General features: G+C 74.8%; 20 protein-coding genes and 2 pseudogenes. 9 read left to right on the top strand and 13 right to left on the bottom strand.

The genetic code is table 11. The features are described 5' to 3' along the window. Positions 1 to 39: 39 nt before the first annotated feature. Positions 40 to 1,557, bottom strand: a complete 1,518-nt coding sequence (locus tag ACQUFX_RS10365) for a hypothetical protein (protein WP_428965784.1) — start codon at positions 1,555 to 1,557, stop codon at positions 40 to 42. Positions 1,558 to 1,969: 412 nt separating this feature from the next. Between ACQUFX_RS10365 and ACQUFX_RS10360 the strand changes: the two genes are divergently transcribed. After that, positions 1,970 to 3,073: a transporter substrate-binding domain-containing protein gene (locus ACQUFX_RS10360; RefSeq protein WP_428965783.1), complete on the top strand. Its 1,104-nt coding sequence runs from the start codon at positions 1,970 to 1,972 to the stop codon at positions 3,071 to 3,073. Next, entirely contained in the window at positions 3,037 to 4,080 is a 1,044-nt protein-coding gene (locus ACQUFX_RS10355; RefSeq protein WP_428965782.1) for a hypothetical protein, read from the top strand. Before ACQUFX_RS10360 ends, ACQUFX_RS10355 begins: the two co-directional genes overlap by 37 nt. Before the next feature lie 202 nt (positions 4,081 to 4,282). On the opposite strand, the pseudogene ACQUFX_RS10350 reads toward ACQUFX_RS10355, so the two are convergent. Continuing rightward, positions 4,283 to 4,570: pseudogene (locus ACQUFX_RS10350) on the bottom strand (DedA family protein); the annotation flags it as partial. On the opposite strand from ACQUFX_RS10350, the gene ACQUFX_RS10345 reads away from it, so the two are divergent. The 3 genes and pseudogenes from ACQUFX_RS10345 to ACQUFX_RS10335 all read left to right on the top strand — a co-directional run bounded on the left by ACQUFX_RS10345 (position 4,559) and on the right by ACQUFX_RS10335 (position 7,220). Continuing rightward, positions 4,559 to 4,804, top strand: a complete 246-nt coding sequence (locus tag ACQUFX_RS10345; protein ID WP_428967160.1) for a hypothetical protein — start codon at positions 4,559 to 4,561, stop codon at positions 4,802 to 4,804. The pseudogene ACQUFX_RS10350 and the gene ACQUFX_RS10345 sit on opposite strands and share 12 nt — an antisense overlap. A 783-nt stretch (positions 4,805 to 5,587) precedes the next feature. Further along, positions 5,588 to 6,307: pseudogene (locus ACQUFX_RS10340) on the top strand (amino acid permease); the annotation flags it as partial. A 67-nt stretch (positions 6,308 to 6,374) separates the two neighbouring features. After that, a complete protein-coding gene (locus tag ACQUFX_RS10335; protein ID WP_428965781.1) occupies positions 6,375 to 7,220 on the top strand; it encodes a hypothetical protein in 846 nt (281 codons plus the stop codon). Positions 7,221 to 7,265: 45 nt separating this feature from the next. Here the strand turns inward: ACQUFX_RS10335 and ACQUFX_RS10330 are convergent, their stop codons facing one another. The 11 genes from ACQUFX_RS10330 to ACQUFX_RS10280 all read right to left on the bottom strand — a co-directional run bounded on the left by ACQUFX_RS10330 (position 7,266) and on the right by ACQUFX_RS10280 (position 19,222). Beyond that, positions 7,266 to 8,453, bottom strand: coding sequence for a zinc-binding dehydrogenase (locus tag ACQUFX_RS10330; protein WP_428965780.1), 1,188 nt, complete (start codon positions 8,451 to 8,453; stop codon positions 7,266 to 7,268). After that, positions 8,440 to 9,138, bottom strand: a complete 699-nt coding sequence (locus ACQUFX_RS10325; protein WP_428965779.1) for a GntR family transcriptional regulator — start codon at positions 9,136 to 9,138, stop codon at positions 8,440 to 8,442. The genes ACQUFX_RS10330 and ACQUFX_RS10325 overlap by 14 nt, the downstream gene beginning before the upstream one ends. 8 nt (positions 9,139 to 9,146) lie before the next feature. Further along, positions 9,147 to 10,079 (bottom strand): 2-deoxy-5-keto-D-gluconate 6-phosphate aldolase domain-containing protein, encoded by a 933-nt coding sequence (locus ACQUFX_RS10320; RefSeq protein WP_428965778.1) that lies wholly within the window; start codon positions 10,077 to 10,079, stop codon positions 9,147 to 9,149. Beyond that, on the bottom strand, positions 10,076 to 11,071 hold the full coding sequence (locus ACQUFX_RS10315) for an alcohol dehydrogenase catalytic domain-containing protein (protein ID WP_428966926.1): 996 nt from the start codon (positions 11,069 to 11,071) through the stop codon (positions 10,076 to 10,078). The genes ACQUFX_RS10320 and ACQUFX_RS10315 overlap by 4 nt, the downstream gene beginning before the upstream one ends. A gap of 2 nt (positions 11,072 to 11,073) precedes the next feature. After that, positions 11,074 to 11,925 carry a carbohydrate ABC transporter permease gene (locus ACQUFX_RS10310; RefSeq protein ID WP_428965777.1) on the bottom strand — a complete coding sequence of 284 codons (852 nt, stop codon included), beginning with the start codon at positions 11,923 to 11,925 and terminating at the stop codon, positions 11,074 to 11,076. After that, the gene (locus tag ACQUFX_RS10305) at positions 11,922 to 12,875 is read right to left on the bottom strand and encodes a carbohydrate ABC transporter permease (RefSeq protein WP_428965776.1); all 954 of its coding nucleotides are present in this window, start codon (positions 12,873 to 12,875) and stop codon (positions 11,922 to 11,924) included. The genes ACQUFX_RS10310 and ACQUFX_RS10305 overlap by 4 nt, the downstream gene beginning before the upstream one ends. Positions 12,876 to 12,879: 4 nt before the next feature. After that, positions 12,880 to 14,175 (bottom strand): ABC transporter substrate-binding protein, encoded by a 1,296-nt coding sequence (locus ACQUFX_RS10300; protein WP_428965775.1) that lies wholly within the window; start codon positions 14,173 to 14,175, stop codon positions 12,880 to 12,882. Positions 14,176 to 14,201: 26 nt separating this feature from the next. After that, positions 14,202 to 15,308 (bottom strand): 6-phosphofructokinase, encoded by a 1,107-nt coding sequence (locus ACQUFX_RS10295; RefSeq protein WP_428965774.1) that lies wholly within the window; start codon positions 15,306 to 15,308, stop codon positions 14,202 to 14,204. Positions 15,309 to 15,310: 2 nt separating this feature from the next. Then, complete coding sequence (locus ACQUFX_RS10290; RefSeq protein WP_428965773.1) at positions 15,311 to 16,771, bottom strand: aldehyde dehydrogenase family protein; 1,461 nt, start codon at positions 16,769 to 16,771, stop codon at positions 15,311 to 15,313. Continuing rightward, entirely contained in the window at positions 16,768 to 18,030 is a 1,263-nt protein-coding gene (locus tag ACQUFX_RS10285) for a mandelate racemase/muconate lactonizing enzyme family protein (RefSeq protein ID WP_428965772.1), read from the bottom strand. The genes ACQUFX_RS10290 and ACQUFX_RS10285 overlap by 4 nt, the downstream gene beginning before the upstream one ends. Positions 18,031 to 18,439: 409 nt before the next feature. Further along, on the bottom strand, positions 18,440 to 19,222 hold the full coding sequence (locus ACQUFX_RS10280) for a DeoR/GlpR family DNA-binding transcription regulator (protein ID WP_067361069.1): 783 nt from the start codon (positions 19,220 to 19,222) through the stop codon (positions 18,440 to 18,442). 124 nt (positions 19,223 to 19,346) lie between these two features. Here ACQUFX_RS10280 and ACQUFX_RS10275 point away from each other — a divergent pair, with 124 nt between their 5' ends. The 4 genes from ACQUFX_RS10275 to ACQUFX_RS10260 are packed head-to-tail and all read left to right on the top strand — an operon-like array spanning position 19,347 to position 21,679. Further along, complete coding sequence (locus ACQUFX_RS10275) at positions 19,347 to 20,216, top strand: hypothetical protein (RefSeq protein ID WP_428965771.1); 870 nt, start codon at positions 19,347 to 19,349, stop codon at positions 20,214 to 20,216. 4 nt (positions 20,217 to 20,220) lie between these two features. Continuing rightward, positions 20,221 to 20,943, top strand: a complete 723-nt coding sequence (locus ACQUFX_RS10270) for a TSUP family transporter (protein ID WP_428965770.1) — start codon at positions 20,221 to 20,223, stop codon at positions 20,941 to 20,943. Further along, positions 20,940 to 21,356, top strand: a complete 417-nt coding sequence (locus ACQUFX_RS10265) for a YidH family protein (RefSeq protein WP_428965769.1) — start codon at positions 20,940 to 20,942, stop codon at positions 21,354 to 21,356. Before ACQUFX_RS10270 ends, ACQUFX_RS10265 begins: the two co-directional genes overlap by 4 nt. Next, positions 21,353 to 21,679, top strand: a complete 327-nt coding sequence (locus tag ACQUFX_RS10260) for a DUF202 domain-containing protein (RefSeq protein ID WP_428965768.1) — start codon at positions 21,353 to 21,355, stop codon at positions 21,677 to 21,679. Before ACQUFX_RS10265 ends, ACQUFX_RS10260 begins: the two co-directional genes overlap by 4 nt. Positions 21,680 to 21,705 lie beyond the last annotated feature (26 nt).

The following is a 21,705-nucleotide window of genomic DNA, read 5'->3' as shown; positions in this document are numbered from 1 at the left end:
GGCGGGCCGGCGGGAGCCTGCGGAGCGGGGCGGGCGGGCTCAGCCCCGGCAGAGCGGTACGTCGGGTTCGACGACGCTGCGGTTGACGATGTCCTTGCTGACGAAGGCGGCCTCCGCCGGGATGCTGACCTTCAGCACCTCTTCGATCGCCTCCGACAGGGTCCTGGACAGACTGATTCCCTCGCCGGCCCGGACGGTGAGCACGAGCGTGGACCCCCGGCACTTCGCCGCCGGCCCGGCCAGCGGCAGCCCCACCCGGCCCGCCGCCGAGCCGTTGGTCAGGCCGAGCGAGGCCACCACACCGACGAACGGCCCGGCGCCCGCGACCGGCAGGCCGAGCAGGAGGCCGAACCGGAACTCCGCGGCCACGACGATGCCCTCGACGCCGATCGACACGCCCCGCAGCGACTGCATGATGCTCTCCTGCACCGAGAAGGCGGGCGTCAGGACGGCGGAGCCGTCGTACCCGATCGGTCCGTCGAGCCCCCAGCGGCCGGTGGCGGAGATGTTGCCGTTCTTCGCGGTGAACGCCGTCTGCACGAGGAACGTGAAGGTCTGCTTGAGGGTCGCCGGGAGACCGCCGATGACGATGGGCTGCTTCACCTCGATCGGGAGTTCGATCTTCGCCTTCTTGTTGTCGCTCAGCCCGCCCTCGGCGCCCGCCGCGATGGTGACGGCCAGCGCCTCGATCCCGTCGACGCGGAACCTCGGGTGCGGGATCACGCCGTCGGTCACCCGGATGTCGCCCGACACCCGCAGGTCGCGGACGAGCAACCGGATGTCGAAGTCGACCTTGAGGCGGGACACGGCCGTGCCGTGCTGGGCGGTCAGGCCCAGCTTCCCGCTGTCCTTGTACGCGGTGACGGCCCAGTCGCCGATCTTCCGGTCGATACGCCTGGTCGCCGGGTCGGCCGCCGGACCCCGGGCGGGGGCGAGGACGATCGGCGGCGCGGCGAGCCGGAGATCGGGAAGCCCGATCGCGTTCGTGCCGACCCCGGTCGCCTGTCCGGCGTCGGGCACCGCCGGGGTGGCCCCGGCGGGGGTCTCCTCGACGGCCTCGCCGAGCAGGGACGGCAGCGCGCCGAAGGTCTGCGACTCCAGGTCGAGCGCCTGGTCGACGGCGAAGTGACCGTCCCGGACCACGTCGGTCAGGCGCACCGGGGCCAGCGTGACCGCCGCGTCGCCGCCCGAGCGGTCGACCCGTACCACCCGGCCGACCGCCTCGCTCGTGGCGAACATGATCGCGCCGGGGCGCAGGTCGTCCACGCCCCGCGCGTCGCCGTCGACGACGTACGTGAACCCGTCCGCACTGACCGAGCGGACGGCCCGGCTGCCCCCGTCGACGAGCACCACGTCCGGCTGGTACACCACCGAGTCGTCCGGCCTCGGGCCGAACCCGTACCGGTCGTCGCCGGCGGCGGAGCCGCCGAGGTCGATGGCGCCGCAGCCGGTGGACAGCACGACGAGGCAGGTCAGCGCCGTGACGCCGGCGAGCCGGCAGCGGGCCGGGCCGCCTGCGCCACCGGCTCGCCCGCGCCACACCGCAGGTCTGGTCATGCTCCGACGCTAGGGCGTCGCAGGTTGCGGCGAATCCGGTGTTCTCCTATGTATCGCCGCCGGCCGGGTCGTGCGCACCGTCGCCGGCCGGCTTGCGCCGACCGGACGGGCCCTCCGCACGGGCTCGGGCCGCCGCGTCGATCAGCCCCGCCAACCGCGCGGCCTCCGCCGGCGGCTTCACCTCACCGGTACCGAAGTAGGACGCGGGAGCGCCCGGCCGGTCGTCGAGGCGGCCGGGCGTCGTCCCGCCCCTTGTGCGGCGGGCGGGTCACGACCCGCTCGCCGCCGTCCTGGTGGGTCGTCACGGACCTGCCGGCGACCCCACAATGGATGGCCAGGCACCGGACAGCGAGCGGGGAGGGTGCAGTTGAGTCAGGCAAGCGAGCCGGGTCCGGCCGGACCGACATCGGCGGTGCCCCCACCGTCGCGCGCCACCCGGATCCGTCAGATCCGGCTGGTGGGACTGGTGGTCGTGCTGGCCGTCCTGGTGGCGGCCGTGATCCCGATCGTGGTCGCGGTCGGCCCACCGACCCGCGACGAACTGCTGGAAGAGGCCGGCCTGAAGGGTCGGCAGTACCTCCGCATCGGCGTGAAGGACGACCAGCCCGGCATCGCCCAGCAGTTCTCGAACAACGTGTGGAAGGGCTTCGACATCGAGATCGCCTACATGATCGCCGGCTATCTCGGCATCGACCGGTCCCGGGTGCGCTTCCTGCCGATCGAGAGCGAGGACCGGGCCCGCCGCCAGGCCCGCGAGGGCGACGGGTTCGTCACCGTCGACCTGGTGATCGCCTCCTACAGCATCACCCGCCAGCGGGAGGAGGAGGAAGGCGCCGTCTTCTCCGCCCCGTACCTCGCGACCGAGCAGTCGGTGGTGACGCTCAAGAGCGTCGAGGGACGGGACCAGGTGAGCAGCCTGGAGGACCTCGCCGGGCAGCGGGTCTGCACGCTCACCACCTCGACGTCCTCCCAGCGCTTGCGGGAGGCGGGCGCGACGCCGATCGGCCGGAACAAGATCAGCGAGTGCATCCAGATGCTGTACGACGGGCAGGCGTACGCGGTCACGACCGACGCGGCGATCCTCGCCGGCTTCGTCACCGGCGACCAGCCGGACGACGACGGCCAGCGCTTCACGGTCGGCCTCCGCAACGCCAAGCCGCTGCGGCACTGGGACATCGGCTCGTCCGCCCAGGAGATGTGGGGGGTCAACACCGGTTCCAACCAGGCGCTGCGGGATCTGGTCGACCTCGCGCTCTACGCCTCGGCCAAGGACGAGAAGGACACCGCCTGGGAGGACGCGTACGACGCCAACCTCCGGTGGCAGCAGCGCTACAACCTCCCGCAGTCGGTCGCGGAACAGCAGCAGCCCGAGCCGAGGAAGGTGGAGGTACGGCAGTGGCCGTGGGAGAGGATCGCGCTACCGGTCCCGGCGCACCCCGGATCGTCGCCAGACCGGGTCACCCGGGCCGGCCGCGTCGGATGGCGGGGGCGCGGCAGGCGCAGCAGTGGCTGCTGACCCTCCTGCCGGCGTTCCCCGTCCTGCTCCTGGTGCTGCGGCTGTGGCAGCTCAGCCGGCAGGACATGTCCACCATGCTGCTGCTGGTGCAGTACGTCACCCCCCTCGGCCTGCTCAGCGCCCTGTTGATCGCCCTGCTCTGGGCGCTCCCGCTCGCCGTGCTCACGTTCGGCGTGCTGGGGCGGCTGCTGCGGCTCAGCGCGCCGGACCGGTTCGAGCCGGAGCGGTCGCTGCTGGCCTCCTGGACGGCGCGTACCCCGGGCTGGGTGCTCACCGCCGGGGTCGCCCTGGGGGCGCTCACCTGGCAACTCCGGTTCCTGCCGACACTGCTGATGCTCGGGCTCTGGCTGCTCGCCCTGCGCACCCGCTACCTGTTCCCGGACCAGCCGACCCGGATCCTGTTGGTCAGCGTCGGGTTGCCGGTGGCGGCGGCGGTGCTCGCGTACGCCGTGCTCGGCCCGGCGATCTGGGCGGCGGCGCAGCGGGGTGAGGTGACCACGGCCGCCCTGCTGGCCGTGCCGCCCGCCGCGTCCGTGCTGCTCACCGGCCCGGTTCCGGCCCGCGCCGCCCCGACGCTGACCCACGGTCTGGCCTACACGGTCGCCGCCCTGCTCCCCCTGGTGATGGGGGCGGTCTTCCTCCGGGTGCCGGTGCTGCCGACGGCGGCGGTCGAGCTGGGCGCGGCGGAGCCGGCCGACGGTCCCCCGGACGACGGGGTGGAGCCGGCGTCGGCCGATCCGGCGGCCCCGGAGGTGCTGGTCGGTGCCCTCATCACGGTCACCGACACGTCGACGATCATGCTGGACGAGACCGGCGTGGTGCGGTTCCTGCCCAACGGCCGGGTCCGGTCGCAGGCGCTCTGCCCACAGGTCGCCGGCGTGCCGTACAGCGCGGTGGCGGTGCACGGCTGGCCGGTGGAGGCGACCGTCCTGGACTGGATGATGCCGCAACGACCCGTCGCCGACCCGGACGTACGCTGCGACGGCCGGGCCCCCACCGACGGGTGACGGCCCGGTTCACCGGCCGGGGGCGGTCAGCGGTGCCGCCGCGGTACCAGGACACCACCAGCACGCCGAGCACGACCAGGCCGAAGAGGGCGAGTTGCCCGACACCCAGCCGCTGGTCCAGGTACCGCCAGGAGGCGGCCCCGAGGTAGCCCACCAGGGCCACGCCGGTGGCCCAGAGCGTCCCCCCGACGAGGTTCGCCCAGGTGAACGACGTGCGGGGCATCCTGCTGGCCCCGGCGACCAGCGGCACCACCGTGCGTAGGACCGCCACCCACCTGCCCAGCAGGACGGCCAGCGCACCCCACCGGGTGAGCAGCCGCCGGGCCCGGCCCAGGTCGGCCCGGCGGCGCAGGAACCGTGGGCTGTGCGCCAGCGCCGCCGGCCCGAACCGCCGGCCCACCAGGTAGCCGACCTGGTCACCCAGGAACGCCCCGAGCGCCGCGGCGCCGATCACCGCCCCGAGCGGCAACCCACCCGCGTGGGCCGCCACCCCGCCGACCAGGACCGCCGCCTCGCCGGGCACCACCAGCCCCACCAGCGTCGAGGACTCCAGCGCGGGCAGCACGAGGGCCACGGTCAGCACCACGAGCGGCGGCAGGCCCGCGAGCAGGGTCAGCAGCCGGTCCACCCCGGGATTGTCGCCCGTGGGACGGGTGGCAGGTGGCGCATCCGGCCGGTGACCTCGCTGCCCCGGCGGGGCGGGCGGTGGTGGCGCGGGCGGTGACGGCGCGGCGGCCGGACCCGGCCCGGCTGTGCGGGATCGCCTCGGCGACCTCGCGGTCCCGGGTGACGAAGGTGTCGGCGTCCTGGCCGAAGCCGACGACGGGACAGGGCACCCGCAGGTCGGCGAGGGCGCCACGCACCCGCCCCGGACCCACACCGTTCGGGGTACTTCGCCGAACGCCGCCTGCGCCGCCGCGGTTCCTGCGATCGTCGGTGGTGCGGGCGTCGCGGTGGCAACGCGGAGGTGCGGTGGGCACGCCGAGGGATGATCGGGAGGAGACGACCCCGGCCCCCTCGACGACCCTCAGCCCCTCTGCGGAGTTCCCACCGCTGTCCGCGGGTGACCTCGCCGCCCTCGGCCGGCTCGGCCGGCAGTGGCGGCTCAACGACCGGGTCCGGGCGCTGCCGGTGGACCCCGGGGTCAGCGAGGCGCGGCGGCCGGCGGGCACCACCGGCTCCGGAACCGGCCCCCCGGGCCCGTTCCAGCCGGAGCGACCCGGGTACCTCGCCGCCACCGCCGGCGCGGAGCGGGGGGACACCCCGCCGGTTCGGGCCGCCGGGCGGCTGCGCCGGCTGCTGCTCGGTCCGCCGCTGGCCAGCGCGGCCGTGCTGCGGGAACGGATGCCGAAGCTCGTCGCCCTGCCGGTGCTCTCCTCCGACCTGTTGTCCTCGGTGGCGTACGGGCCGGAGGCGATGCTGACCGTGCTGCTCCTCGCCGGCGGCGGCGCGCTCGGGCTGTCGCTGCCGATCGCGGCGGCCCTGGTGGTACTGATGATCACGGTCGGTGTGTCGTACCGGCAGACCGTCTACGCCTACCCGCACGGTGCGGGGTCGTACCTGGTGGCCAGCGACAGCATCGGCCCCCGGGCGGGCCTGGCCGCGGCCGGCCGGCCTGATCCTGGACTACGTCCTGACCGTGTCGGTGTCGGTGGCGGCCGGGGTCGCCGCGATCACCTCCGCGCTGCCCACCCTGACGCCGCTCGCGGTGCCGCTGGCGCTGGCGGTCATCGGGTTGCTGCTGGCGGGCAACCTCCGGGGCGTCCGGGTCGCCGGCAACGTCTTCGCCGCGCCGACGTACCTCTTCCTGGCCGCCGTCGTCGGGCTGGTCGCCGTCGGGCTCGGCCAGGCCGCGGCCCGGGGCTTCACCCCCGTCGCGCCCGCACCGACCCCCGCGGTGCAGGGGCTGAGCCTGTTGCTGGTCCTGCGGGCCTTCGCCTCGGGGGCCACCTCGATGACCGGCATCGAGGCGGTCTCCAACGCGGTGCCGGTCTTCCGGCCCACCGAGTGGCGCAACGCGCGCACGGTCCTCACCTGGATGGTCGGCATCCTCGTCGTGCTCTTCGTCGGCCTTACCCTGCTGATCCACCTCAACGGCCTGGTGCCCCGGCGGGACGAGACCCTGCTGTCGCAGCTCGCCCACCGCACCTTCCCGCACGGCCCGTGGTACCCGATCATCCAGGCCGCCACGGCACTCGTCCTGCTCTTCGCGGCGAACACCGCCTTCAACGACCTGCCGCGCCTGCTGTACTTCATGGCCCGGGACAGCTACGTCCCCCGCCGGCTTCCTGCACATGGGCGATCGGCTGGCCTTCAGCAACGGGCTGGTCACCCTCGCGGCCTGCGCCGCGCTGATCGTCGTCGCGTTCGGCGGGCACATCCAGTCGCTGATCCCGCTCTACGCGGTCGGCGTCTTCCTGGCCTTCACCCTCTCCCAGGCCGGCATGGTCACCCACTGGCGCCGCCACCGGGGTGCCGGCTGGCGCCGCCGCGCCTGCCTCAACGGCGTCGGGGCGCTGCTGTCCGCCGTGGTGCTGGTGACCGCCGCGGTCACCAAGTTCGTCGAGGGCGCCTGGCTGGTGGTGCTCGCCGTACCGCTGCTGGTCTGGCTGTTCCTCCGGGTCCGTCGGCACTACGACCGGGTCCGCGACGCGCTGAGCCCACAGGCGGCGCTCCCGGCGCATCCGCCGCCACCCGGCGCCGCCGCCGACCCGGCCGCCGTCCTCCCGCAGCAGGTCCGGCACCTGTTCGTCGTCCCGGTGGTCCGGCTCAACCAGGCGGCCCTGCGGACCCTCGCGTACGTCGGCTCACTCGGGCAGCCGACCCTCGCCGTCCACGTCAGCCCCGAGGAGCAGGAGGCCAGCCGCTTCCACGACCAGTGGAACACCTGGGGCAACCACATCCCGCTGGAGACGATCCTGTCCCCGCACCGGGTGACCGTCGCCCCGCTGGCCCGGTACGTCCGCGCGCTGCGGCGCGGCCGGCCCGACGTCACCGTCACGGTCGTCGTGCCCGAGGTGGTGGTGCAGCACCCCTGGCAGCGGGTGCTGCACCACCGCACGGAACGCCGCCTGCGCCGGGCGGTCCGCCGGGTGCCCGGCATCGTGGTCACCAGCATGCCGACCCACCTGCCGCGCTGACCGGGCCGGCCGCCGGGGTTTCCGCCGGTGGCCGGCGCGGCGGGCTCAGCCGTGGCCCACCCCGGCCAGGTCGCCGACGCCGGTGGCGAGGTCCACCCCGTACGGGGCGAGGAAGACCTTGTCGGCGGTGCCGGACCGCTGCTCCGCCAACGCCGCCGGCAGCGCGTCGAGCCCGAAGAACGCCGGGGTCAGCCGGTCCAGCGGCAGCGTGGGCAGCAGCCCCACCGCCCGGTGGTGGGTGTACGGGTTGATCAGCGCGCCGACGATCGACAACTCCCGGGAGAAGATCTCGTTCGGCCGGATGGGCACCTCGTCGTCGGGGTGGGCGACCCCGAACACCAGGATCCGTCCGCCCCGGGACGCCAGGTCCACCGCCGCGCGCAGCACCCGCCCCGAACCGACCGCGTCGATCACGTACGGGAACCCGTGCCCGCCGGTCAGTGCCCGCGCCGTCGCCTCCGCCGTCGGGTCGGTGGGGTCGAACACCGCGTGCGCGCCCATCGCCAGGGCCAGGTCGCGCCGCTGCGGTCGGGGGTCCATGGCCACCACCGGGGCGAGCCCGGCGGCGCGGGCCAGCGCCACCATCATCGCCCCGGCCGGCCCGGCGCCGTACACCAGCAGCGGCAGCCCCGAGACGGGGGCGAGCCGGTCCATCCCGTGCACGCAGCAGGCCAGCGGCTCGGTCAGCGCCCCGATCCACGGCACCGTGCCCGCCGGCAGCCGGTACGCGATCCGCCCCGGCACGATCTGCCGCCGGGTCATCCCGCCGTCGAGCCGCACCCCGTACCCGCGCCGGTGGTCGCACAGGTGCTCCTGGCCGAGCCGGCAGTACACGCAACCGGTGCAGTAGTGGTGCGGCTCCACGGTCACCAGGTCGCCGACGGCGAGCCCGTCGACCGCCGACCCCATCGCGGTGACCCGGCCGCAGACCTCGTGCCCGAGCACGACCGGACGGGCGGCCGGGAAGTCGCCCGCCACGATGTGGCCGTCGGTGCCGCAGACCCCGACGGCCAGCGGGGCGAGCGCCACCTCGTGCGGCAGCGGGTCACGGGCCGGCACCTCCTCCAGCCGGACGTCGGCGGGACCGTGGAACCGGACCGCCGGCACCGTGCCGGCGCTCGCCGCCGGCACCGGGCCCGCAGCCGGCGTCGACGTCTGCGGTGGGCCCGCAGCCGGCGTCGACGTCTGCGGTGGGCCCGCAGCCGGCGTCTGCGGCGGGTCAGAGGCTGTCATGCAGCACCTCCTTGAGCCGGCGGATGTGGGCCAGCGCCGCCTCGGCCGCGCCCTCCGGGTCGCCCGCGCAGATCGCCTCGAAGATGGCCTGGTGCTCGTCGACGGCGAGCATCATGCCGCCCCGGACGCTGGTGGACCGCATCGCCAGGCGGACCCGGCCCTGCACCCCGTCGAGCATCTGGGCCAGCACCGGGCTCTGCGCGGCCTGCCGGATCTCCTGGTGGAACGCCGCGTCCAGTTCCAGGTGGCGGGCGAAGTCGCCGGCCTCGGCGACCGTCCGGTGCTCGGTCAGCAGGCCGAGCAACGTCCGCCGCAGCGCCGGGGTGTACCGCTGCGCGGCGAGCCGGGCCGCCGCCCACTCCAGCGCCTCCCGGGCCTCGTAGAGGCTGACCAGCTCCGCTCCGCCGATCCGGGCGACCACGGCGCCCCGGTTCATCGTCTCGGTGGCCAGGCCGTCCTGCACCAGCCGGATCACCGCGTCGCGTACCGGGCTGCGGCTGACCGAGAACTCCTCGGCCAGCGCCGGCACGCTGAGCCGGGCGCCGGGCCGCAGCTCCCCGGCGACGATCCGGTCCCGGATCGCCCGGTAGATCACCTCGCCGGCCCGGACCGACTCCTCGACCGGCGGTCGGGCCGGCGCGTCGGTCACGCCGGACTGCTGCGGGGGGATCGACGTGGACGTCACGGCTGACCTCACTTGGTGAGCGTGCCGGCCGACCCGGTGCCGGCCGTGGCGGTGGACGCGACCTGACCGGCGGCGGTGAGGAAGCAGGTGGCGAACCGGCGGTAGGTGGTCGCCACCGTGGCGACCGCGTCCGGGCGGGTCACCGCGCCGGAGAGCAGCCCACGCAGCGCGTCCCACCAGATGCTACGGCCGATGGCGAAGCCGGTGAAGCCGCCGGCCGCCGCGTCGCGCAACCAACCGTCCACCGTCTCCGCCGGGGCGTTCGCCCCGAGCAGGATGCACTCACCGCCGGTCGTGGCGGCCAGGTCGGCGGCGGCCCGGTAGTGCGCCACCTCGGCGAGGTGCTCCAGCTTCCACACGTCGACCGGCAGCCGCGCCGACAGCTCCGCCATCGCGCGCAGGATCAGCTCGGGCCGCAGGCGCCGGTCGAACGCGGCGGTGTCCCCGCCGACCGCGGCGAGCTGCGCCGGGGTCGGCGGCACCAGCACCTCGACCAGGAACCGGCCGCCGGCGTCGCGGGCCGCGGCGGCGACCTCGGCGAGCCGCTCGCGCTGCACGGCGTTGCCGTCGCGGTCGCCGTCCACGTTGTACCGGATCAGCACCTTCGGCAGCGCGGGCGCGTGGTGCCGAAGGAACCCGGGCAGGTCGGCCGGCTCGGTCTCGTAGACGTCGAGGCCGCCGCGCTCCAGCGGCATGCTGAGTGTGACCCGGTGGGCGTGGGCGCGTTCCGGCACCCCCGGGCCGAGCAGGTCGTCGACCAGCACGGCGGCGTGCTCGCGCAGCGCGGGAGCGTCGGTCAGGGCGGCGAGCAGGCCGTCGAGGACCATGTGCTTGCCGTCGGCGACGGCGGACCGTTCGGCGACCGTGGCCGGGCCGGTGTGGCCGTACAGGGCCTTGGTCAACCAGGGGCGCTGGTCCATGGCGAGGATCAGCAGGCTCATCGGGCGTCCTCCGTGACGATGCAGGGCTTGACGTGGTCCCCGGCGACGAAGCGGGCGAACGCCTCGGGCAGGTCGGCGAGGGGCAGCGGGTGGATCAGGCTGTCGCGCAGCGTGGCGCCGACCGCGCGCAGCAGCGCCCAGTTCTCCGGCACCTCGCTGGTGGGGAAGTAGAACGAGCGCACGGTGAAGCAGTCGGTGCGCCGCCAGCGTGGGGTCGCCGGCATGGTGTACGGCTCGTTCGACTCGCCGAGCGCGACCACCGTGCCGCCCGGGGTGACCACCCGCTGGGCGGTCTCCCGGGCGGCGGCGGCCCCGGAGACCTCGACCACCAGGTCGTACTGGTTCTCCCGGGTCAGGTCACCGGCGGCGGACGCGCCGAGGCGCACGGCGGTGGCGAGCCGCCCGGGATGCGGGTCGTACGCGTGCACCTCGCCGACGCCCAGGTGCGGCGCGACGGCGACGACGCCCAGCCCCAGCGGGCCGGCCCCCACCACGAGGGCCCGCGCGACGTCGCCGTCGCGGGTGCGCCGGGCCAGCCGCAGGGCGTGCGCGGCGGTGCCCACGGTGTCCAGCCCGAGCACGGCGACGTCCAGCGGGACGTCGTCGGGCACCGGCAGGACGCAGCGGGCCGGCACGTCCACGTGCTCGGCGAACCCGCCGTCGCGTTGCCAGCCGACGAGCTGCCCCAGCGCCAGGCACTGGTTGGTCAGCCCGGCGGCGCAGCGCACGCAGGTGCCGCAGTAGACCGGGATGTAGACGATGGCGCGGGTGCCGGCGGGCACCGTGACGCCCTCGCCGCCGGCGACGACGGTGCCGCCGATCTCGTGGCCCGGCACGACGGGCGAGCCGGCGGCGAGCAGCCGCTTGTCGGACCCGCACAGCGCGCAGACGTCGACCCGCAGCCGGACCTCGCCCGGCGCGACCGGGCCGAGGTCCACCCGCTCGACGTCGATCCGCCCGTCGCCGGTGAACCGGGCCCGGGAACTGGTCATGGTCACTTGACCGCACCTCCGGTGATGCCCCGGACCAGCCAGCGCTGCGCGAAGACGGTGAGCAGCAGCGCGGGGGCCGAGATCAGCGTGCTGGCGGCCATCAGGCCACCGAAGTCGTTGGAGCCCTGGCCGATGAAGTTGAACGCGATGACGGTCAACGGCAGCGTCTCGGTGGTGGCCAGGGCGAGGGCGAACAGGAAGTAGTTCCACGAGAAGACGAAGCTCAGCATCAACGCCACCGACAGGCCCGGCAGGGCCAGCGGCAGGGCGATCCGGGTGAACCGCTGCCAGGCGTTCGCGCCGTCGATCAGCGTCGACTCCTCGATGCTGATCGGGATCTCCTCGAAGAAGGGGATCAACAGCCAGATGCAGAGTGGCATCGTGATGATCAGGTGCGCGACGATCAGCAGCCCGTAGTTCAGCGCGGTGTTCGACGGCGCGTCGATGCGTACCGACAGGATGAACAGCGGCAGCACGAACAGCACGCCGGGCGCCATCCGGGCCAGCAGCGTCAGGAAGCCCAGGCCGGGCAGGTTGCGCCGGACCACCACGTACGCGGCGGGCACCCCCAGCAGCAGGCCGAGCAGTGTCGAGCCGCCGGCCACGACGAGGCTGTTGACGATGTACCGGCCGAACTCGAACCGCTCGAACAGGGCGGTGTAGTTCTCCAGGGTCAGCGCCGAGGTCACCGCGAACAGCGAGCCGGTGATGTCGACGTTGCGCCGCAGCGACGACCAGAGCATGAACAGCACCGGGCCGAAGAAGACCACGGTGAAGACCGCGTACGCGGCGTACACCCCGAGGTTGTGGCGGCGGGAGCGCTGGGCGGGACCCGTTCCGACGACGGTACTCACTTCGCCTCCCGGCCGCGCAGCCAGGTGAACAGCCCGGCGATCCCGATGACCAGGACGAGCAGCGTGATCTGCAGCGCCGCCGCGTAGCTGGGGGCCTGGTCGATGAAGGCGGCCCGGTAGCCGTACACGTTGAGGGTGTTCGTGGCGTTCACCGGACCCCCCTGGGTCATGATGTAGATGGTGTCGAAGAAGCGGACCAGGTCGACCGTGCGCAGCAGGATCGCCACGGTCAGCACCGGACGCAGCAGCGGCAGGCCGATGTTCCAGGCGGTCCGCCAGGCGCTCGCCCCGTCGATCGCGGCGGCCTCGAACGGCTCCTCGGGCAGCGCCCGGATACCGGCCGAGATGATCAGCGCCATGAACGGTGTCCACTGCCAGATGTCGACCAGCGCGATGGACCAGGGGGCGATGTCCGGGTCGCCGAGCCACACCACCGGGTCGATGCCGACCGCGCCGAGGATCTGGTTGGCCGCGCCGAGCGTCGGATCCATGATCAGCAGCCAGAGCAGGCCGACCGCCACGCTCGCCGTGATCGCCGGGATCAGCATCATGCCCTGGAAGATCCGCCGGCCGGGCACGTCGAGGCTCATCACGTACCCGAGCACCAGGCCGAGCACCGTCTCGACGACGAGGCAGACGACGAAGAGGAAGATCGTTACCCGCAGCGCGTTCCAGAACTCGGGGTTGGCGAGCATCTCCCGGTAGTTGCCCAGGCCGAGCAGGCCGGCGTTGGTGCCGTCCGGCTGCCGGTCGCTGATCGACAGCCAGAGGGTGTAGACGATCGGTACCAGGACCAGGGCGGCGGTGGCGAGCAGCGCCGGCAGGACGAACGGCAGGATGCCCCGCGCGGTCGGGTCGACCCGACGCCGGCGCCGTCGCCGAGGTGGGGTCGGCGCCCCCCGCTCCGGCTGCGCGGAGCGGGAGACGGCCGACGGTGTTGTGGTGACCACGACGTCACCCCTCGTTCTTGGCCAACTGCGGGGCGAGGCCGTCCTGGATCTGCGTGGCCGCCTCGGCGGGCGACGCCCGGTCCAGGATCACCAGGCCGACCGCGTCACCGATGATCTTGCGCATCTCCGGTGCGGCCACGCCGACCGGGCCGACCTCGGTCGAGCCGGTGGTCTGCGCGGAGGTCAGCACCTCGTTCCACTCCGTGAGCAGGTCGGTGCCGAGCGAGGCGGTGTACGCCTCGGAGCCGGCCACCGACGTGCGCGGCGGGGCGATACCCGACTCGGTCAGCTTCTGCTGGGTCTGCGCGCTGGTCGCCCACTCGACGAACTTCCAGGCGGCGTCCTTCTTCTTGGAGAACGACGAGATCGCCAGGCCCCAGGACAGGATCGTGGTCCGCGACCCGGCCGCACCGGCGGGGAACGCGACCACGCCCAGGTTGTCGGCGACCTTCGAGGTCTTCGGGTCGGCGATGCTGCTGACCTCGTTGCTCGACTCCAGCATCATCGCCGCGTTGCCGGCGGCCATCAGCGCCGACGACTGGGTGAAGGTGTTGTTGACCACCCCGTCCGGGCCGTACTCGCGGGCCAGGGTGGCGTACTGGTCGATGGCCTCGACGGCCCGCGGGTCGTCGAAGTTGGGGGTCACCCCGTCCTCCTTGGTCCACGCCACACCCCGGGAGTGCAGGAACGGGCCGAAGGTGAACGGCAGCGCCGCCGACTGGCCACGCAGCGCGATCGGGGTGACCCGACCGCCGGAGCGTTCCTTGATCGCCGCCGCGGTGCTGGTCAGCTCGTCCAGGGTGGTCGGGGGGGTCAGGCCGTACTCCTGGAACAGGTCCTTGCGGTAGTAGAGCACCACCGCCTCGACGTTGATCGGCGCGGCGATCTGCGTACCGTCGACGACCATGCCGGCCCGTACCGCCTCGGGGAAGTCCTCGGCGTCGTAGTCGGCGGCCCCGGAGACGTACGGGTCCAGCGGCTCGTAGTAGTTGGCCTTGGCGAACTGCGGCCCCTCCCGCGACGGCAGCGCCATGAAGACGTCCATGGCGGAGCTGCGCGACTGGAGGTTGAGCTGCACCTTGTCACGCATCTGCTGCTCGGCGAAGGTCTGCACCCTGACCGTCACGCCCGACTCCTGCTCGAAGTCGGCGATCAGCGGCTCGATCGCGCGCTGCCAGGGGTGGTTGGACATGATGAGGTTGATCTCGTTGGACGACCCGCCCGCATCGCCGCCCCCGCAGCCGACGAGCAGCCCGCCGGCCATGGCCAGGACGACCCCGGCGGTGAGATATCTGCGCATGGTCTTGCCCTTCCGTGTTTCTCGGTTCAGCCGAGCAGGGGTTCCAGCCAGCGGTGGAAGTCGTCGAGCTCGGTGGGGTGGGTGGTGCGCCACTGCTCGGGTACGGTCCGGGTCCGCCCGGCCACGTCGGCCAGGGGCACCGGGTCGTACCCGACGTCGTACGAATCGCCGGGCCGGCGGTGCAGCCCGACCAGGACACCGCCGGCGCGGTCCAGCAGCAGCCGGGCGGCCTGCCGCCCGACCTCGGTGGCCTCGCGCCGGTCGACCTCGGAGGCGAGCGCGCCGGCACTGCGCTGCGTCATCCCGAGCACCTCGCCCCGGGCGGCGACGCCCAGTTCGGTGCCGACCGTGCCGGCCAGCACCCGGGACACGCCGCCGAGCAGGATCCGGGTGTGGTTGCCCGCGTGGAACGGCTCGTCGGTCAGCCCCGGCGCGGCCCCCTCGCTGACCACCACGAAGGCCCGGCCGTGGGTGGCCAGCGCGTCGGCGACCCGGTCGAGGAAGACCGTCCGGTCGAACGGCACCTCCGGCAGCAGCACCAGGTGGGGCGCGTGCGCCGGGTCGTCCGCGTGCCAGGTGGCGGCCAGCGCCAGCCAGCCGACGGAGCGGCCCAGGGTCTCCACGATCCGGACCGGCTCCACCCCGGCCATCGCCGCGTGGTCGCGGGCCAGGTCCGGCACCACCCGGGTCAGGTACCGGGCCGCCGAGGCGTACCCGGGGCTGTGGTCGACACCGGCCAGGTCGTTGTCGACGGTCTTCGGGATGCCGACGGTGACCAGCGGCCGGCCCCGGGCGGCGGCGCGCTCGCCGAGCGCGTGCAGCAGCGCCATCGTGCCGTTGCCGCCGATCAGCGACACCCCGTCGACCTCGTGCCGGTCGAGGGAGTCCAGCGCCGCGTCGAGGTCGTCGACGGTCACCGCCCGTCGGCCCGCGCCCAGCCAGGAGCCGCCCCGCCGGGTCGCCGCCGCCGGCACGTCGGCCGGCGTGACCGGGGTGAAGGACCCGGCGACCAGACCGTCGGGGCCGCCGCGCAGGGCCAGCACCTCGTGCCCGGCGGCGGCCGACAGGAAGCCGTGCAGGCTGGCGTTGACCACGGCGGTCGGCGCGCCGGTCTGTCCGATGAGCAGCCGCATCGTCAGCCCTGGACCGGTCGGGCGGCCACGCTGGCGAAGCTCTGGAACGTCTCCAGGCCGGGCCGGCCGCCCTCGTACCCGAGACCGGACTCGCCCAGTCCGCCGAAGGGCACCCAGGGCGTGTTCGGCGTGCCGGTGTTGATCCCGACGATCCCGGCGCGCAGCCGGCCGGCGACGGCGCGGGCGGCGTCGAGGTCGGTGCCGCAGACGTACCCGGCCAGGCCGTACCCGGTGGCGTGGTGCAGCCGGAGCACCTCGGCGAGGTCCCGGTAGACGTGTACCGGGGCGACCGGTCCGAAGATCTCCTCGGTCATCGCCCGGCTGCCGGCCGGGGCGTCCAGCAGCACGGTGGGGGCGGCGTAGTGCCCGGCGGCGGGCAGTGGCGCGTCGGCGGTGACGGCCCGGGCGCCCCGGTCGACCGCGTCGGCGACGATCGCGGCCATCCGGGCCGGGTCGCCGGCCGGGGCGAGCGGCCCCAGGTCGGTGGCGGGGTCGGTGGGGTCACCGACGCGCAGCGCCCGGGTGGCGGCGACGAACGCGTCGACGAAGTCGCCGGCCACCTCGGCGGCGACGAAGACCTGGTTGGCGGCGATGCAGGACTGGCCGTTGTTGCGGTACTTGGCCACCACCAGGGTCTCGGCCGCCGCCTGCGGGTCGGCGTCGGGGAGCACCACGAACGGCGCGCAGCCGCCCAGCTCCAGCACCGTCCGCAGGAAGTGCGGCGCGGCCTGGGCGGCGACGAGCCGCCCGACCCGGGTGGAGCCGGTGAACGAGACGACCCGGACGGCCGGGTCGGTCAGCCACGGGGTCACCACGTCCCCGGGGGTGCCGAGCACGGTGGAGAGCAGCCCGGCGGGCAGGTGCCGGGCACAGACGTCGGCCAGCACCATCGACGACAGCGGGGCGAGCTCGGACGGCTTGAACAGCACCGGACAGCCCGCCGCCACCGCCGGGGCGATCTTGCGGGCCGGGATGGAGACCGGGAAGTTCCACGGGGTGAGCACGGCGGCCACCCCGAGCGGCCGGACGTCGACCTCGTGCCGGATGCCGGGCACCACGTCGAACCGCTCGGTCCGCTGCCGCTCCAGCAGGTCGGCGGTGATCCGGAAGTACGCGACGGTGAGCCCCAGCTCGGCGCGGGCCTCGGCGAGGCGCTTGCCGGTCTCCCGGGTGATCAGGGCCGGCCACTCGTCCCCGCCGGCGAGCTGCTCGACGGTGTCGGCGACGGCCCGCAGCGCGGCGGCCCGGTCGGTGACCGGGGTGGCAGCCCAGCCGGCGGCGGCCCGCTTCGCGGCGGCGAGGGCGGCGGCGGCCTCCGCCGGACCGCCGGTGGCGACCTCGGTGACGGCGGCCCCGGTCGCCGGGTCGTGCACGGCCAGCGGGGCGCCGCCCGCGCCGGCGTGGCCGGCGACCCGCACGGCGGTGGCGGCGGCGAGGACCTGGGGGACGATGGGGTCGGTCACGGGATCTGCTCCTCGTAGCGGTCGAGCTGGTCGGGGTCGAGGTCGACGCCGAAGCCGGGGCGGGCGGGAACCCGGACGGTGCCGTGGTCGGTGAGCAGCGCGTCGGCGGCGGCGCGCAGCGGGTTGGAGCGGATGTCCCACTCGACGAGCCGGGTGGCCCGGGTGGCGGCGGCGGCGCAGACCGTCGCGGCGGTGGCCACGGCGCCGTTGTAGAGGTGCGGGTTGACGGTGTGCCCGGTGGCGGCGGCCGCCGCGCGGACGGCGAGGAACTCGGTGATCCCGCCGACCTTGCTCAGGTCCGGTTGGACGATCCGCACCCCGTCGCCGCGCAGGTACGGCGCGAAGGCCGCCGCGCCGTACAGGTTCTCCCCGGTGGCCAGGGGCATGCCGGTCCGCCGGGCCAGCTCGGCCAGCTCCGCCGGGTGGTCACCGGCGAGCGGCTCCTCCAGCCAGGCCACCCCGAGGTCGACCAGGGCGGGGGTGGCCGCCAGCGCCTCGTCCAGCGACCACGCCTGGTTGGCGTCGGCGAAGATCTGCGCGTCGTCCCCGAGCACCGTCCGGGCGGTCCGTACGTTCGCCAGGTCGGTCTCGGTGCCGAAGCCGACCTTGACCTTCACCGCGGTGAGGCCGAGGGCGGCGCACCGCTGCGCGGTCTCGGCGACGCCGGTCGGGCCGAGGCTGGAGCCGTACACCGGCAGTTCGGCGCGGACGTCGGGGTGGTCGGCGAGCAGCCGGGTCAGGCCGACACCGGCGTGCCGGGCGGCCAGGTCCCACAGGGCCAGGTCGACGCCGCTGACCGCCTGGTGGATCGGGCCGGGCGCGCCCCACTGCCGGCCGAGCGGGCGCAGCCGGCGCAGCAGGGCGTGGTGCGCCTCGGCGGGGTCGGCGAACCGCCGGCCGACCAGCAGCGGGGCGACCCCCTCACGGATCGTGGCGACCCGCTCCCGCCAGGCCCAGGACGGGTAGTTGGCCCAGGTCTCGCCGACCCCGACCGAGCCGTCGGCGAGTTCGACCTCGACCAGGAGCATCACCCGGTGGGTCAGCGGGGCGAAGGACATCGCGATGTCCTCGGCCGGCCGGGCCCGCAGCACCCGGCAGCGGACGGCGGTCACCGGCGCGTCCGGCAGCGCGACGGGGGTGGGCGCGACGCCGTCCGTCGCGGTGCCGGGGGCGACGCCGTCCGTCGCGGTGCTGGGGGAGTCGGGCCGGGCAGGCGGCACGGCGGCGGTGTTCCCGACGGCTGCGGACGTCCGGCGCATCTGCTCCCTCTCTCACAACCTGGCGAAGTTGCATGCAGTCTTGAACGCCAGTGTCGTGCTCGTCAAGAGCCTGTAACAAACACGTGTCCGAGACCGGCGGGTCCCGCGTGACGAATCGGGCCGGCGGCACCCCGGGTCGGGGTGGCCCCGGTGGACGACTGATGGAACCGCAGGTCGATGCGGGTTCGACGCCCGGCGGGGGACTGCGGGCCGGGGTCGACGCCCGGCGGGGGACCGGGTGCCGGGGTCGACGCCCGGCCGCCGACCCCGGTTCGCGGCCCGAGCCCGGGCGGTCGCCCGGCCCGCCCCTGCCTGCGGCCCGGCCCTGGACCCGGTCTGGCCTCAGCCCGGCCCGGGCCGGGGCACCGGCCTGGTCAGGGTGCGGCCGGGCGACCGTCGCCGGGCGGGGTCAGGCGCGGACCAGCCGGGTTCCGCTGCGACGGGCGGCGTCGGCGACGGCCGGTGGCAGGTCGACGTCGGTGACCAGGGTGTCGATCCGGTCGAAGGCGCACACCCGTACCGGGGCGCTGGCGGTGAACTTGCTGCCGTCGACGACCAGGACGATCTCGTCGGCGATGTCCATCACCGCGTGCTTGGCGGTCAGTTCGACCTCGGAACGGGCGTAGACGCCGCGCTCGTCCACCGCGCTGGCGCCCAGGAAGAGCATCCGTACCCGCATCCGTTGCAGCAGGTCGAGGGCGGCGAAGCCGACCATCGCCTGGTTCTCGTGCAGTAACTCGCCGCCGATGCCGATGACCCGGGCGCGCGGCCGGCCCAGCATGTGCGCCAGCACCGGGACCGAGTGGGTGACCAGGCAGCCGTCGAACTCGTCGGGCAGGGCGTGCGCCACCGCGACGGCGGTCGTACCGCTGTCCACGCCGATCGTGTCACCCGGTCTGACGAGGCCGGCAGCGGCCCGGCCGACGGCCCGTTTGGCCTCCGGGTGGGCCTGGGCGCGCAGGGCGAAGGTGGGGCCGGCGGGCCCGTCCGGGGGCAGGCTGACCCCACCGTGGACCAGCATCGCCTCGCCGGTCTCGGCCAGTCTCCGCAGGTCCCGGCGGACCGTCATGGGGGAGACGCCGAGCTGCTCGGCGAGGTCGGTGACCGAGAGGAAGCCCGACCGCCGCAGGGCGGCCATGATCTGGGTCCGGCGCTGCGGAGCGCCGTCGTAGCGCAGGGACTCCAGGGTCACGCCGGGGACCTCTCTCTGTGCGGCGGATGTGCGGAAAGTCTAAACCACCCGACCTATCTGGTTGATTTCTAACAAAGGATGTTAGCTTCGGTCACCCGTTGTTCCGTTTCCGGGAGGATGACCCGTGACGACCTTCCCCGCCTCCGCCCTCGCCCGCCCCTCCGGCGGCTACGCCATGCTCGCCGTCGACCAACGCGAGGCCCTGCGGGCCATGTTCGCCGCCCACCAGTCGACACCCGTCACCGACCAGCAGCTCACCGACTTCAAGGTCGCCGCCACCCGGACGCTCAGCCCGTACGCCTCGGCCGTCCTGGTCGACAAGCAGTTCGGCTGGGACGCCGTCGTCGAGGCCGGCGTCACCGACCCCGGCTGCGCCCTCATCGCCGCCGCCGACGCCTTCACCGGCAGCGCCACCGAATTCGTCGCCGACGTCGCCATCGACCCCACGGTCGACCCCGCCACCGTCCGGGCGCAGGGCGCCAAGGCCCTCAAGCTGCTCGTCCTCTGGCGTCCGGACGAGGCTCCCGACGGCCGGATCGCGCTGGCCACCGACTTCATCGCGCGCTGCCGCGAGCAAGGCCTGGTCAGCATCATCGAACCGGTCAGCCGTGGCCCCCGCGACGGCGGCGCGTACGACCACGAGGCCGGCATCCACGCCGCCGCCCGGGAACTCGGCTCGCTCGGCGCCGACCTGTACAAGGCCGAGGTCCCCACCCACGGCAAGGGGACCGAGGCGGAGATCCTGGCCGGTTGCGAACGGCTCACCGAGGCCATCACCGGCCCCTGGGTCGTCCTCTCCTCCGGTGTCCCGGCCGACCTGTTCGGCCAGGCCGTGCGGACCGCCTGCCGGGGCGGCGCGTCCGGTTTCCTCGCCGGTCGGGCCGTCTGGGCGTCGGTGGTCGGCAGCCCCACCCTGGAGGCCGACCTCGACGCCGTCTCCGTCGACCGGCTGCGCCGGCTCGCCGACATCGTCGACGACGCCGTCACCCGCTGACACCGTGCCGGTCGGCGACGTTCTCGCGGTGGCCGCCGTGGCGCTCGGTGCCACGGCGCAGCGCCTCACCGGCCTGGGGTTCGCCCTGGTGGCGGCCCCCTTCCTGGTGGTGCTGCTCGGCCCGCGTACCGGCGTCACCCTCGCCAACGTCCTGTCCATCGTGCTCTGCCTGATCGTGCTCGCCAGCACCTTCCGGCACCTGCACCGCCGGCTGGCCGTCGCGCTGGTCGGCGGTGCGGCGCTCGCCGTACCGGTCGGCGCGCTGGTGGTCCGGACCCTGCCCACCCCGGCGCTGCTGATCGGCGTCGGCACGCTGACCGCCGGCTCGGTGCTCTGGGTCGTCACCGGCCGGGCGCTGCCCCTGCTGCGCCGCCGGGGCGGCGCCGTCCTCGCCGGTATCGCCTCCGGCTTCTGCAACACCACCGCCGCGACCGGCGGGCCGCCGCTGGCCGTCTACGCGGCCAGCACCGGCTGGCCGCAACGCGCCTTCGTGCCCAGCGTGCAACTCGTCGGGCTGGTCAGCAACACGCTCTCCGTGGTGGTCAAGGGCACCCCCGCGGTCTCCTGGCCACTCGTCGCGGCCTGCGGCGTGGCGATGGCCGCCGGTCTCACCGGCGGACAGTTCCTCGTCCACCGGGTCAGCGACGCCCACGCCCGTCGGGCCATGCTCCTGCTCGCCCTCGGCGGGAGTCTGCTCGCCGTCGCCAAGGGGGTGACGTCCCTGTGACCGTCCCGCGTCGTGGCCGCCGCAGCGCCGGAGCCGAGGAACCGGACGACGCCGGCCCGGTCCGCCGGCCCGAGCGCCTGTTCGCCGAGGGCACCGACCCCGACCCCCGGTTCAGCCTCGCCAACGAACGCACCTTCCTCGCCTGGATCCGCACCTCGCTGGCGCTCTTCGCGGCCGGGATCGCGCTGGAGGGCTTGAACCTCCCGATCCATCCCGGGTTCCGGCTGGCCGCCGCCGTCGTTCTGATCGCCCTGGGCACCCTCACCCCGGCCCACGCCTGGTACGGCTGGCTGCGCACCGAACGGGCGCTGCGCCTGGACCGGGGACTGCCGCCACCGACCACCATGGCGGTACCGCTCGCCGTCGGGTTGCTGACCGTCGGCGCCCTGATCGTCGCCGGACTGCTGCGGTGAGCCGACCCGGCCTGCACGTCGAGCGGACCACCCTGGCCTGGCGCCGGACCGCCGCCGCGGCCGTGCTCGCCGCGCTCGTGGCGGGCCGGATCCTGGCCCCCCACCTCGGGTACGCCGCGCTGGCCGTCACCGCCCCGGTCGCCGCCGGGGCCCTGGTGGCGGTGATCGGGGTGCTGCCCCGCCGGGCGTCCGCCGCCCGCCCGCCGGCCGCCGTGGGCGTCTCCCCACGACCGCCCCGCCCCGCCCCCGCGCTGCTCGCCCTCCTGGCGGCGACCACCGCGCTCGCCGGTCTCGCCGCGGCGGGCGCCGTCCTGCTCACCTGACCACCCCGACCAGCTCTGACCGGGGC

It is taken from the genome of Micromonospora fluostatini, assembly GCF_050410825.1.
GTDB classification, from domain to species: Bacteria; Actinomycetota; Actinomycetes; order Mycobacteriales; family Micromonosporaceae; genus Micromonospora; species Micromonospora rosaria.
The sequence above is the reverse complement of the archived record's forward strand: the minus strand, read 5'-3'. Positions and strand labels throughout refer to the sequence as shown.

What these genes read in the sequence shown, in the direction of transcription:
- ACQUFX_RS10365 (WP_428965784.1), bottom strand. Translation starts at nt 1,557, where the DNA reads ATGACCAGACCTGCGGTGTGGCGCGGGCGAGCCGGTGGCGCAGGCGGC.
- ACQUFX_RS10300 (WP_428965775.1), bottom strand. Translation starts at nt 14,175, where the DNA reads ATGCGCAGATATCTCACCGCCGGGGTCGTCCTGGCCATGGCCGGCGGG.
- ACQUFX_RS10355 (WP_428965782.1), top strand. Translation starts at nt 3,037, where the DNA reads ATGGCGGGGGCGCGGCAGGCGCAGCAGTGGCTGCTGACCCTCCTGCCG.
- ACQUFX_RS10320 (WP_428965778.1), bottom strand. Translation starts at nt 10,079, where the DNA reads ATGAGCCTGCTGATCCTCGCCATGGACCAGCGCCCCTGGTTGACCAAG.
- ACQUFX_RS10330 (WP_428965780.1), bottom strand. Translation starts at nt 8,453, where the DNA reads ATGACAGCCTCTGACCCGCCGCAGACGCCGGCTGCGGGCCCACCGCAG.
- ACQUFX_RS10335 (WP_428965781.1), top strand. Translation starts at nt 6,375, where the DNA reads ATGGGCGATCGGCTGGCCTTCAGCAACGGGCTGGTCACCCTCGCGGCC.
- ACQUFX_RS10295 (WP_428965774.1), bottom strand. Translation starts at nt 15,308, where the DNA reads ATGCGGCTGCTCATCGGACAGACCGGCGCGCCGACCGCCGTGGTCAAC.
- ACQUFX_RS10285 (WP_428965772.1), bottom strand. Translation starts at nt 18,030, where the DNA reads ATGCGCCGGACGTCCGCAGCCGTCGGGAACACCGCCGCCGTGCCGCCT.
- ACQUFX_RS10315 (WP_428966926.1), bottom strand. Translation starts at nt 11,071, where the DNA reads ATGACCAGTTCCCGGGCCCGGTTCACCGGCGACGGGCGGATCGACGTC.